The organism is Barnesiella viscericola DSM 18177 (genome assembly GCF_000512915.1).
GTDB lineage: Bacteria > Bacteroidota > Bacteroidia > Bacteroidales > Barnesiellaceae > Barnesiella > Barnesiella viscericola.
Map to the genome: position 1 here is coordinate 473,360 of NZ_CP007034.1, position 12,201 is coordinate 485,560.

The following is a 12,201-nucleotide window of genomic DNA, read 5'->3' on the forward strand; positions in this document are numbered from 1 at the left end:
ATGAAAAAATTTTTATTCGTATCAGCCTTAACTGTTTTTGCAATCATGGCACAAGCTGCTAATCCCTTTTTCGGGCCCTACAAGACGCCCCATCAAACCGTTCCGTTCGACAAGATAAAGCTGTCGCACTACGAACCGGCTTTCAAGAAAGCCATTGAAGAGAATCAAAAGGAGATCGACGCTATTGTGAACCAACGTTCGACCCCCACGTTTGAAAATACCATCGAAGCGCTCGATCGCAGCGGTCGCATGCTCAACCGTGTGGCCAACGTCTTTTTTGCCGTGCTGAGTGCCGAGGGTAACGACGAGATGATGGAAATCTCGCAACGCGTACAACCCATGCTGTCGGAACACAGCAACAACATCAGTTTGAACGAGAAGCTCTTCGAGCGCATCAAGTACGTGTATGACCACCGCGACCAACTCGACCTCACCCCCGAGCAACAGACGCTGCTCAAAGAGACCTACGAGTCGTTTGCCCTGAGCGGTGCCGAACTGCAAGGTGCCGACCGCGAGAAATACAGAGCCCTCTCGTCGGAGTTGAGCCAGCTCACTCTCAACTTCGGGCAAAATGTCTTGAAGGATACCAACCTCTTCTCGATGATGCTGACCGAGGACGAATTGGACGGTCTGCCCCAAAGCGTGCGCGACGCCGCTGCCGCCCTGGCCAAGAGCAAAGGGAAAGAGGGTTACATGGTCAACCTCTCGTACCCCAGTTACAGCGCCTTCATGAAATACTCGTCGCGCCGCGACCTGCGCGAGAAACTCTATCGCGCCTACAACACGCGCAACCAGTCGGGCGAATACAACAACATTCCCATCTTGAAACGTATCGCCGAGGTTCGTCTCGAAATTGCCAAGCTCTTCGGTAAACCCACCTTTGCCGAGTACAACCTGCAAACGACCATGGCCGGCAACAGCGCCAACGTGTACAACCTGCTGAACCAACTGCTCGACGCCTACAAACCGGCTGCCTTGCAGGAGGTCAAGGAGATCGAAGGCTTCGCCATCGGTAAAGAGGGGAAGGACATGACGCTCATGCCCTGGGATTTCAGCTACTACTCCGAGCAACTGAAACACATCAAATACGACCTCAACGACGAGATGCTGCGTCCCTACTTCGAGGTGAACAACACCATCAAAGGGGTGTTCGGCCTGGCTACCCGCCTCTACGGTCTGCACTTTACGAAGAATCCCAAAATCCCCGTATATCACCCCGAGGTCGAGGCCTTTGAGGTAACCGACAACGACGGGAACTACGTGGGTGTTATCTATACCGACTTCTTCCCCCGCGAAACCAAACGGGCCGGCGCCTGGATGACCGAATTCAAAGGCCAATGGAAAGAGGAGGACGGAACCGACAGCCGCCCGCAGGTAACGATCGTGATGAACTTCTCACGCCCCACGGCCGATGCTCCGGCGCTGCTCACCTACGACGAGGTAGAGACTTTCCTGCATGAGTTCGGCCACGCACTGCACGGCTTGCTCTCCGACGTAACCTACTCGACCCTCTCGGGTACCAACGTATATCGCGATTTCGTCGAACTGCCCTCGCAATTCAACGAGAATTTCCTCTCCGAGAAAGAGTTCCTCGACAGCTTTGCCGTACATTACAAGACCGGCGAAAAGATGCCTGTCGAGCTGGTAGAGAAGATTAAGGAATCGAGCCAATACCTGGCTGCTTACCTGTGTGTGCGCCAGCTCACCTTCGGCTTCCTCGATATGGCCTACCACACCATCACCGCTCCCGTCGACGATGCCGTATCCTTCGAGAAACAGGCCGTTGCCAAAACCCTGGTATTGCCCGACGTAGAGGGTACCCTCACCGCGCCTCAGTTCGGACACATCTTCTCGGGTGGTTATGCAGCCGGATACTACGGTTACAAATGGGCCGAGGTGCTCGACGCCGATGCCTTCGCCGTGTTCAAGGCTCACGGAATCTTCGACCCGGCCACGGCTGCTTCGTTCCGCGACAACATCTTGAAACGCGGCGGTACCGAGAATCCCATGACACTCTACAAACGCTTCAAAGGCAGCGAGCCTACCATCGAGGCCCTGATGCGCCGCGACGGTATTATCAAATAAGCATTTGATTCTCCCATAGGAAACGGAGTCGGCACTTGGTGTGGGCTCCGTTCTTTTTTGAGCTTATGGAGATCTTTCTACGCCCCCTCCCACGAGGCCTCTCTTCTTCACTCCCGCCATCGCCGTCCCCTGCTGTATCACAATACGCACCTGGAATATCCAAGGGGGAAAACCGCCCTTGACCACCCGGTCTGTACCCCTCATCAAATGCAGGGAGACATTCGCCCCTCCAACCTAACGAGAATGCGGGTCGATACAGCCGACAGACAGAAGAAAGAACATAAGAATAAACAACAAGGGCCGCCTTGCACGGAGCAAAGCGGCCCTGTCGTTATCGGTTTGAATATATCGGAATCCTGTCTACCAGCCGGAACGACCATTGGTTAGAACGAGAAGTGCAACGAGATGCGCACACCGCTCTTGCTCACGTTGGGATTGTCGCGGTAGGTCAACCGCCACACATAATCGACCCGCAAGATGGTGAAGATGTTGTCGAGACCTACACCGCACTCCATGTAGGGCATTTTGTCCATCTCGGTACTGCCTTTGGGGAAGACGAAGAGGTCTTGATTGTAGAGCGGGTTGTTCTTCTTGCTGAGCGAACCATAGAGTCCACGGAACGAGAAGACCTCGCGCAGCTTCATGTATTTGAGCAGCGGAATGCGGTTGAACAAGGCTCCGTTGGCGTTGTAGGTAAAGTCCCACGACACATACTGGTCATTGATAAATTCAAGCGCATTCATCAACGCATACGATTCGGGCTGAATCGTGTACGAGAGGTTGGCGTTGGGGAGTATCAGCATGGGGAAAGGCACCTTGTCCCACACCTTGCCAGCCTTGACAATACCGTCGAAATAACCGAAGGCCGAGAACCAGAAGCGTTTCTGAATGCCAAACTCGGTGCGGTTGTAGGAGTAACGGCTGCCCAGCACATCTTTGAAGGCAAAGCTGTGCGAGAGGGTGAGCACCGGCGCATCGAGGTTGATGGGATAACGGTTGCTGCGGGTCTGGTAGAACTTCTCGTTGGGAGCAAAGCGCAACTTCACGTCGAAGTAGGTCTGCATGTAATCCTTCATCTCCTTGCCATACCCGTCGATAAAGGCAATACGGTCGGTCGCCATCTGCTGAATCTCGTTGCGAATACCCAACCCGAACGAGAAACCGCCCTTGCGCTCCTGCAAATAGGAGAGTTCGGTTTTGCGCAGATAGGTCGCCTTGTTGTCCGATTTGCGCTTCAACGAAAGGAATACGTTATCCTTGTTGGTGTACATGTACTGCTGTCCCAACTGGTCGATGTCGTAGGTATGGTTCAGCTTAATCGAATGAATCGGGAACTCCCGGGCGTGGAATTTCTTCTTGTTGAAGGAGTATTCGACCTCGCCCGAATATTTTATCTTCTCGTCTTTCGTACCGTAGGCCACATATCCCCGGGCAAACCAGTGCGGATTGAGTTGCGCAGTAGTGACACCACCCACCCTGAAACGGGCTCCCTCCACCTCGTTGGCACTGATGGTGGTGTTCATGGGGCCGAAATCGAATTTACTATCCTTGCTGGTTTCGACATAACCGCCTATAAGTATCCCGATAAATTTCTCGGTATAGTAGAAGGCCGGTACCTCACGTAGCCGGGCCAACAGTTTGTCGACAGCGCCCTCCTTCTTCTTCACCGGCACATGGCGGTTGTCAATCCAGAACTCCTCGGGCTTGGCCTGCGCATCGATCTCGACCCGCTCGCGCCCCTCGAAATCGTAGACCGACAGATCATCGGGCGGCGTGAACGAGAATTTGTCGTAAGTGGTCATACGCCGGGCATACAACCCCTGCGTAGCAGGCATCACCTTGAACTCGATGATGGCATCGTCCTTCGTCTTGATACGGGTACCGTCGTCCAGTTTCTTGTAATCCTGTTCGAGATACATGTTCTCGACATAGTTGAGGTTGATGTCGCGAGGCACATTCAACTTGACCTTCTTGATGAAATAGGTCGAATCACCCTCGGGCACATAAATATGCCCCGTAAAACCGAACGACTCGGAATTGAACGGTACAAAACCCAGATCGATGCATTTCACCCCGTCGACGGCAATCGTGTCGAGCAGATAATATTTGTAAAACGAGGTACCGATGTTGGACAAGGGGCTCACAAAGCGGTTGTTCAACAGCGTGATGTCGTTCCCGAAAATATCGATTTCACGGAACAAGTCGTCGCACAACATCTGCACGCTCTCCTCGTTGAAAATCTCGTCGATGCCGGCCCGCTTGATACCGGTCACAATCGACTTCTCGGTCTCGGGACTGCGGCGATAATAGTTCTCGGCAATCTTCTCCTTGATCGAAACGGTGAGGATAGGCTTGCCCGAGACCTCCGACGTGTCGACATAGTCGAAGATAAACTGGAATTTCTTGAACAGCCACTTTTTCTTCTGCTCCTCCGAAAAGTCGTTGAGGGCAAAAGTCATCTTCTCGTATTTCTCGTAATTGAAAAAGTCGTGATGTTTGGGATTTCCCACGTCGCGCCGATCGATCAGCTTCTTGACAAACTCCACCGCCGGGTTATTCTTCTTGCTGTACTTCTCTTTCTTGGGCTTCACCACCACCTCCTGCAAGGTATAGTCCGAAGGCACCAAATCGATTTCCAGGTTATTCTCGGCCCCCTTTTTCACAAAGACCGTCTTCTCGCGGTAGCCCAATGTGGAGATGCGTACGTTCAGGAAGTTATCCCGCACGGAAACAGCAAACCGACCCTCATCATCAGTCATGACGCCTTTGTCACTGCCCACGAAAAAAACCGAAGCATAGGAGATAGGTTCATGAGTAATAGAATCCCGCACAATCCCCTTCACCACAGTTGCCTTTTGTGCCATAACCGAAACAGGCAGACCTATGCACAACAGGCAAAGAGTCAGCGCCACATATATCTTTTTTGCCATAAAAGTCTCAAAAACTGTACAAAGTAACCGGTACTTTCATTCGAGTCGCTCGAATTTTTCTCGGTCACAAAAGTACAAAAAAAGTCCCGCCCGCCGGGCTTTTATTCCCAACAGTTCACGGGTTTAACAATGTTTAATAATGGTCTCGATTTTATTCCATTTCTTAAACCAAATAATTGTACTATATTCGCCCCTCTGTTTACATTTGTTAAATCATGAATCTGGAAATCGAACGCAAATACCGGGTAACCGACCGGTCGTACCGAACGGGAGCAACCCGTTGCACCTACTACAAGCAGGGATACCTGTCGACTAATCCAGCCGCAACCGTGCGCATACGCATCGCCGGAGGCCAGGCTTTTATCACGGTCAAAGGCACCACCACGGGGTGCAGCCGACAGGAATATGAATACCCCATTCCCGTGGCCGACGCCGCCGCCATGCTCGACGGGCTATGCCAATCGGGCCTCATCGAGAAAAAGCGATACCTCTATCCCTACGCCGGGCACACCTGGGAGGTAGACGAATTTATGGGCGACAACGAAGGGCTGGTCGTGGCCGAAGTCGAGTTGCAATCCGAATCGGAAAGCATAGCCCTCCCCCCCTTCATCGGTCGCGAAGTTACCGGAGACTCTCGTTACTATAACTCCAACCTGGCCAAGACCCCCTATCGTGACTGGGTCGAAAAAGAATAATTCCGGCATTTAGCTTTTTTTTACAATTAAAATAACTGCGTGTCGAATCTTTTCCATACCTTTGCCCCCGTCAAAAACGAAAGACCCTTGGAAAGATGCCGGAGTGGTCGATCGGGACGGTCTCGAAAACCGTTGTACCCTTACGGGTACCGAGGGTTCGAATCCCTCTCTTTCCGCAACAAACAGAGCCAATCAGCCATCGCGATTGGCTCTGTTTGTTTTTAGTTTTATTTGCTACTCATTTTTACGCTACGTCTTTTTTCTCACTGCAACAAGATGGTAAGATTCTCTTCTTTCAAGCTTATCGTCTGACAGGTTTCGGTAAAAATGCGGCAACCCTTAATCTCGGGGAAACGGGTAGTACTCTCCTTGTGAATGGGGATAATACCCAGTCGGGGAGCCAACGTGGTACAAACTTGTTGCAACGTATCGATGTCGGCATGCCCACTTGTGTGAAAACCATCGCGGGTACCCTCCTTGACACAGGAGCCAAACATCGATCGCAGCGAAATCACAGCCTCGTTGCTATAATCTTTCCCAATCTCGGCATATCCCTGCCACAACGAATAAATAAGCCACGCCGGTTCATCGTCATAGAGATGAAGCATGGCTTGTATAAGAGCCCGGTGACTGGGACGCACGGGCATGAGAAATCCCTGACGCTGCAATCTCTCCCGCACACGACGAGTTGCGAAATTGACCAGCAAAAAGGCATCACTAAACTCGAAAAGCCTACTCGACAACTTATCGCCTGCATGAGCCGTAAACGTATCGAGTATTTGTCGTTGATATTTATCGACACAAAATACCCGCCCCACAGCCCGGCAAGCCGCATGAAACGAGGCAAGCCGCTCCATATCGGTAGACGAACAGAGTGCAAAGACATACTTATGGTCCCGAAGCATGCGAATCGTATTTTGTTGTATCTCGCGTTCATTCACTACCGTCTCGGCCACACGCCCCAACAGGGTTCCCTCGACAATCAACAGGTCTATCGGCCCCACCCGCTTTTTCAACATAGGGAGCAAACCTTTGCCCAAATAGCCATGACGACGAAAATCACCGGTATGCAAGAGAACCTTGTCTTCACACTCGATTTTAAGCATATAGGCATCGAAAGCCGAGTGACTCACCCAGTACGGTGTGACAAAAATTTTCCCCTTCCCTCCCACATCGATACGATGAGCGGCGGTATAGGTAGAGATCCCTTCTATGATTTTCACCACATCGGGACGATGGAGGTAGTCCCATTTATCAAGCAATACCGCTTTGGCTCCCGAACCGATATACTGCGGTACATGGGCAGGGACTTCGTGTAACAATCCCACATGATCGCTATGATAGTGAGTATAAAATATCGCATCGATATCTGCCGTCAACGACTCCACTTGCGACGGAGAGAGGTCCCAATGTTGCCAATCATCACCCATACTCCCGGGAAGATTAGTACCCAAGTCTATGATTATCTTGCAACCGTCGGTTGCTATTTCGGTAATACAACCGCCAATCTGACTTGCACCCCGATGGACAATTACCTTCATCTCCTCATTTTTCCAATATCGATCGGACGAGAGTCCCATCTACGGTACAAGTACAAGCCTTCATATCGGGGAGCAACTGCTCTTTCACAGCCCTGTATCGCTCGATTATTGTGGGTGAAAACCGGTCGTCTCCTACCACCAAAAGGCATTGAATCTGGCCAGACAACCCACTCGGTATCACTCTCCCTGCGGGCCAATCGATAAGACCCAATTTCACCTTCTGTTCGATCATCTTCTTCACGGTGCCATAAAACAAATCGGCCTGCTCTTGGAGCACTTTTCCCAACTGCCTGAAATAGAAACCCAACTGCACAGGAGCAAGAGCAGTCCTGGCCGAGGCCCCCTGCTTAATCTCCACAACCACGAGATCACCATCTTTATTCACCCCCAAAAGATCCACTTCGCCATAAGTACCTCCTATTTCACGCGGAAGATTACCCGTATAGGATTCACGTAAAGCAGCAATACGCCTATTCTGCTCCTCCACAATCGTCCGATTCCAATCTATCCGCTCTTGTGCAGAAGCAAAACCCAATACAAACTCCTTGTCAAAAACGACAAAATCGTCATCGGGTTTTAACCCGATTGTATAACGCCGTCCTACCAAAGTCTGGAAATAGCCTTCTTTCTTCTCGCCCCGCTCATTCATGTAGTATTTACCCAAAACCGCACTGCGGGAAACAGCCGTTACATAACGAGTAAACGAATCCTCGTCAACCGGCCTGTCAAAAAAAGAGGGAGCTATCTTTTTGTAAGTGTCATCGACAACGATCCTCAACCTGTTATTCATGCACTCAATGGTCAACAAGCGTCCTGTTCCCCGATACACCGAGAACCACGAACGGTTTTTGTTAGGGTCATTCCCTGTTTGGAAATCAAGATCTTCATGATCCCTTACATAATCAACAAGCCAATGATATTGCACCATCAAGCTATGGGCTAACGTTGGATTCATCGTGCGATCATAATACATGGAGCGTCCTTTCATAGTGTTACTTTTAGCAGCAGACTCAATCGTCCCCTCGTCTTCGGGAACAAAGATAGCCTTTCCCTGTGCAAAGTTGTAGCACACCTCAAAAAAAACTTAACCAAACAAGCCCTCAAAAAAACAGCACCCGATTATGATTCGATCGCATGGCGCATTCGGTCGTCTTACTTCGGCAAACTCACGCGCAGACGAAGGATTGAAGAGAGGGCTCCGCACAGGGTGAGGATTCCGGCCAGGAGCATGGCGTCGTGCGGAGCGGTATCGCCGTAGATATGGAACAGCAAGGCAACCAATGCGGCCCCGACAGTCTGTCCCGTGAGGCGGGCGGTGGCAAGCATGCCGCTGGCACTGCCGGTGCGTTGCGGGGGTGCCGAGGTGAGCAGCATGTGGTTGTTGGGCGACTGGAAAAAGCCGAAGCCCATACCGCACAGCATCAACCGCCATACGAGTCCGAAATGCGATGTATCGGTCGGGACGAACGAGAGGCTGAAACAGCCTATACTCATAATCATCAACCCGGCTCCGCCCAGAATTCCGGGGTGTATCTTCCCGATCAGCTCCCCGGCCAATGGGGCGACAAATATGATTACCAGCGGCCACGAGGTCATGAGCAGTCCGGTGCCTACGGCATCGTAATGAAAGGTGTTGACCAGCAGGAAGGGCATGGCTATCATACAGATCATCTGGGCCGTGAAGGAGAGTATGCTGGTTGCAACCGACATCGAAAAGATGGGGATTTTCAACAAGTCGAAAGGGAGCATGGGGTAACGCTCGCGCAGCTGCATGCGCACATACACAGTACCCACAACAGCCAGCAAAACGACTCCGCACAACACCCAACGCACCGGCACATCGTGCGAGTAGGCCTCGACACAGCCGATAAAGAGCCCGAAGGTGGCGGCATTGAGCAGAGCCTCTTTCCAGTTGAAACGGCGGCCAAGCACCTTCACGGCATTGTCGGGCAAGAACTTGCGACCCAGAATAAAGGTGGCAATACCTACCGGTATATTGATGGCAAAAAGCCAGGGCCATGATGCGAACGAAAGAATGGCGGCGGCCAAGGTAGGCCCGGTCACCGAAGCCAGTGCCACGACCGTGGCATTGAGCCCTACCCCCTCGCCCAACCGACGTTTGGGATAGATGAGCTTGATAAGCGAGGTGTTCACACTCATAATCATGGAGGCACCGAATCCCTGGAATACCCGCGAAAGGACCAGCAACGGCAAATTGGGCGACAGGGAGCACAGCAACGACCCGATGGTGAAAACCACGACTCCCCGCAGATAGACCTGCTTGTAACCCCACCGCTCGCCCATCGACGAGAAGGGGAGCAGCGTCATCATGATGACCAGCTGGAAGGAGTTGACAATCCAAATGGAATCGGATGACGAGACATGCAGTTGCTGGGCGATACTGGGCAGGGCCACGTTACAGATGGTACCATCGAGCACCGACAGGAACAACCCGCAAAAGGTGGTTGCCATGGCGTAATAGATGCGGGGGCGGTGCAACCCGTCCCAATTCAGATCGCCTACAATCTTTTCTTCCTCTTCCACTTCCTTTTTCATCTTACACTTTTCTTAAACCATGCTCACGCATATCGGCTGCAAAGATACGAAAAGACGAGGGTAGAGACAAACGGAACCGTAGTTTTCAGATTTAACTATACCAAACCGAATCCTATATTTCCAATGACAGCAAAAGTGTACGGGTCGTGAAATGAAGCAGGTTCCGTTCAAGACTGCTTACGCCTGTTGCTCCATTTGGCATAGAGCCTTTGGCACCCCTTCACCACCATAGGGGCAAAGATGCCTCCCAACAGTCCCGGAATGAGGATATAGAGGAGAATAAATTCCAGCGTAGTCATACTAAAAGATTAGAGGTTGAAGGTTACTTGTACAAAGAAGGAAAAATAATTTTACAAAACCAAAGAAACTGGTTATATTTGTTTCAAATGTCAAGACGAAACGGTGCCATGAAAATACCATACCCCGATATTCCCCTGAACTTTTGTCGCAAATGTATCCTCGCTCTGCTGTTGCTGTGGCTGGTCGTTACCTCGATTCGGGCACAATGGAGCGTGGGCGGAAAAGCGGGTATCAACTGGTCGACGGTGAGATACCCCAAAAACATTCTCAACGACAAAGCCGGATTCATTACTGGCGGACAAGCGGGTATCGTCGTGGCCTACCAGCTCAGCCGCTATTTTGACATGCAGGCCGAGTTGCTCTATGCTACACACGGCTATAAAGACGACAACCTCTATCTCAACTACGACGGCAACGCGTCGCAAAAGGGATATTCGTGCCGCATTCACTACATCGAAATTCCGCTATTGGTCAAGTACTATCCGATTGCCGGATTCAACATTCAGGCAGGACCCCAGTTGGGTATCGGGGTCTCCCTCTCCGACTCGTGGCAAGAGGCTGTCGATTTTCAGCAACAGGCAAAAACGGAGTTCGGGGTCGTCTTCGGTTTGGGATATGAGTTCGATTTCGGCGGATTTGTCGACGCCCGCTATAATCTGGGGCTTACCCGCTCGATACAGGGAGCCGAGAGCGGCTATGAGGGGCGCAACATCAATATCTCCGTGGGGTATCGGCTCTATCTGTAACCACTCTGCCCTGTACGGGAAGGACCCAATTCTGCCGGGCCCTATCTCTCCCGGGAAAGGCTACCTCCCCGCTTTGGCTCACGGCGAAAGTCAATCGAGCATCAAGCTCATGTAAGGCCGCACGGCCGGGAGATCGAGCAACGACGACAGATGCGAATCGCCAAACAGCACAAGAGCCAACTCGGCCACATCGACATCAAGGTCGCATTGGGCGCTTTCAACCCGACGGCACGCCCCATCACCTATCCGATAAGTACCTTCATTCCCGGGCAACAGCGGGTCGGTCACCCGCACCACCGCTTGCCACGACGGGTAATTCTGCGCCACCACCGACAGGAGCAACGGCACATCGACAATGCGCATCATACCCATGCGCTGCAAAAGCCCGCCCGACTCGTCGGGCGGCGTCACGACCGTAATCGGCACGCCGGGGAAGAGTTGCCCGACCTCGTGCAAAGCGGCCTCACGAGCAGCACCATCTACGGCCAAAAGCTCTTTGACCCGCGTGCGATCGTCGTCTGGTACAGCAAAAGCCAGAGCCGACAACTCGCCGGCCTCGTCGGCCATCGCTACCACCTCGCCCCCATCGAGGCGATTGTCGCCACAAATCACCTCAAAGTCGTTCCGCTCGTGCAGCAGACAGCAGGGGCGCTGCCGCAACAGACCGTCGAAAAAGCGATAGAGTTCGTCCATCGAGGGGGATACCCGGTGATAGCCGGTGGTGACAAACCGATGGGCTGCCGTATAGTCGCACTCCCCCCGGAAGAAGACCGGCGCATATCCCTTCGTGGCGTAGTAGTCGTACAACCAGGGCTCGGCCGGAATCAAGGCCGATAACGGTATAGCCCGCGACCGCATCACCTCGAACGACTCGCATAACAGCCGTCCCATCAACCCCCGATTGCGATACTCGGAACGCGTGGCGGCTCCCGAGATGTAGCTCACCGGCAGCACCGACTCGCCATAGGTCATGCGATAGGGAAGCATCTGCAAGGCCGAGGTCACCACACCTCGCTCCTCGAAGCAACGGGCATTCTCATCGCGGTACAGCCGGTCGAACAACAGATTGACAAAACGTTCGTCATCATGAAAACAGAGTTGCCACAACTCCCTAATCTGCTTTTTCTTCTCCTGAATATCCATGACTTTCCCTCCGTTTACCCGTAAAAACAAGGCTTCCCAACGGTATGTTCTTAACGACTTAAATTTATTTGTAATATGCTGGTTAATAAATATATATAGAACTTATTTATCGTATTCGTTTAATAATAGAATGCATAAACAGCATAAATACCTTATTTCAAGACGATTACAGATAAAACCTATATCAAAGATAAAATCTCTTCTA

The 12,201-nt window shown here is 51.9% G+C and carries 9 protein-coding genes and 1 tRNA gene; 4 read left to right on the forward strand and 6 right to left on the reverse strand.

Translation table 11 applies throughout. The features are described 5' to 3' along the window. Entirely contained in the window at positions 1-2,085 is a 2,085-nt protein-coding gene (locus tag BARVI_RS01980; RefSeq protein ID WP_025277618.1) for a M3 family metallopeptidase, read from the forward strand. A gap of 383 nt (positions 2,086-2,468) precedes the next feature. Here the strand turns inward: BARVI_RS01980 and BARVI_RS01990 are convergent, their stop codons facing one another. Next, positions 2,469-5,015, reverse strand: coding sequence for a DUF5686 and carboxypeptidase-like regulatory domain-containing protein (locus BARVI_RS01990; RefSeq protein WP_025277620.1), 2,547 nt, complete (start codon positions 5,013-5,015; stop codon positions 2,469-2,471). Positions 5,016-5,230: 215 nt separating this feature from the next. On the opposite strand from BARVI_RS01990, the gene BARVI_RS01995 reads away from it, so the two are divergent. Together BARVI_RS01995 and BARVI_RS02000 are read left to right on the forward strand one after the other, a co-directional pair. Then, positions 5,231-5,710, forward strand: a complete 480-nt coding sequence (locus BARVI_RS01995) for a CYTH domain-containing protein (protein ID WP_025277621.1) — start codon at positions 5,231-5,233, stop codon at positions 5,708-5,710. Between the two features lie 89 nt (positions 5,711-5,799). Further along, positions 5,800-5,886, forward strand: a tRNA-Ser gene (locus BARVI_RS02000). Positions 5,887-5,973: 87 nt separating this feature from the next. On the opposite strand, the gene BARVI_RS02005 is transcribed toward BARVI_RS02000, so the two are convergent. The 4 genes from BARVI_RS02005 to BARVI_RS13555 all read right to left on the reverse strand — a co-directional run bounded on the left by BARVI_RS02005 (position 5,974) and on the right by BARVI_RS13555 (position 10,106). After that, entirely contained in the window at positions 5,974-7,251 is a 1,278-nt protein-coding gene (locus BARVI_RS02005; RefSeq protein WP_025277622.1) for an MBL fold metallo-hydrolase, read from the reverse strand. A 4-nt stretch (positions 7,252-7,255) separates the two neighbouring features. Beyond that, complete coding sequence (locus BARVI_RS02010; RefSeq protein ID WP_038534463.1) at positions 7,256-8,239, reverse strand: hypothetical protein; 984 nt, start codon at positions 8,237-8,239, stop codon at positions 7,256-7,258. A gap of 164 nt (positions 8,240-8,403) precedes the next feature. Continuing rightward, positions 8,404-9,807, reverse strand: coding sequence for an MFS transporter (locus tag BARVI_RS02015; protein ID WP_025277624.1), 1,404 nt, complete (start codon positions 9,805-9,807; stop codon positions 8,404-8,406). 167 nt (positions 9,808-9,974) lie between these two features. Beyond that, entirely contained in the window at positions 9,975-10,106 is a 132-nt protein-coding gene (locus BARVI_RS13555; RefSeq protein ID WP_262483813.1) for a hypothetical protein, read from the reverse strand. Positions 10,107-10,214: 108 nt separating this feature from the next. On the opposite strand from BARVI_RS13555, the gene BARVI_RS12855 reads away from it, so the two are divergent. Further along, a complete protein-coding gene (locus BARVI_RS12855) occupies positions 10,215-10,853 on the forward strand; it encodes a porin family protein (protein WP_025277625.1) in 639 nt (212 codons plus the stop codon). Positions 10,854-10,943: 90 nt separating this feature from the next. On the opposite strand, the gene BARVI_RS02025 is transcribed toward BARVI_RS12855, so the two are convergent. Further along, positions 10,944-11,996, reverse strand: coding sequence for a GNAT family N-acetyltransferase (locus BARVI_RS02025; protein WP_025277626.1), 1,053 nt, complete (start codon positions 11,994-11,996; stop codon positions 10,944-10,946). Positions 11,997-12,201: the final 205 nt, after the last annotated feature.